This window comes from Rhodococcus sp. IEGM 27 (genome assembly GCF_033142305.1).
In the GTDB taxonomy this organism is placed as follows: domain Bacteria; phylum Actinomycetota; class Actinomycetes; order Mycobacteriales; family Mycobacteriaceae; genus Rhodococcus_F; species Rhodococcus_F oxybenzonivorans.
Map to the genome: position 1 here is coordinate 1 of NZ_JAWLSG010000045.1, position 508 is coordinate 508.

The following is a 508-nucleotide window of genomic DNA, read 5'->3' on the forward strand; positions in this document are numbered from 1 at the left end:
GCGGTGATCGCCGCGATCGCCCCGGCGGCGGTCTCGGCGTCCGCGACCCGGGTGGCGACCAGGGTGCGGGTGCAGTCGTCGAGGACCTCGAAGACGGTGGCCTTGGCCCCGGTCGCCAACCGGAGTTCGGTGGCGTCGATCTGATAGCAGTCGCGGGGTTTGCGGTAGCAGAACCGGCGGTAGGACGATTTCGGGCGTTTCTTCGGCTCGGGGATCACCAGGTGGTAGCGGGAGAGGATCTTGTTGATCGTGGCCCGGGACGGGATGGTCCAGCCCTGCTCGGACCAGTGTTGCTTCTCGGCGACCGCGTTCAGGTGGTAGGCGATGGTGTCGGCGCCGCGCTCGTGATGGGGCAGGTTCAGGCGAAGCCGCACGATCTCGGCCTCCACCTCCCACGCGGTGGCGTGCGGGCAGGAAGAGGGCCGGCGGGACCGGGCGGTCCACCGGCCGTCCTCCTCGATCCGTTTCTTGTGCCGGTAGGCGGTGGCGCGGGAGATCCCGTGGTCGG

At 69.9% G+C, this 508-nt stretch carries 1 pseudogene; it reads right to left on the reverse strand.

Going from position 1 to position 508, the window contains the following annotated elements:
* A pseudogene (locus tag R4P95_RS33440) lies at positions 1-508 on the reverse strand (IS481 family transposase); the annotation flags it as partial.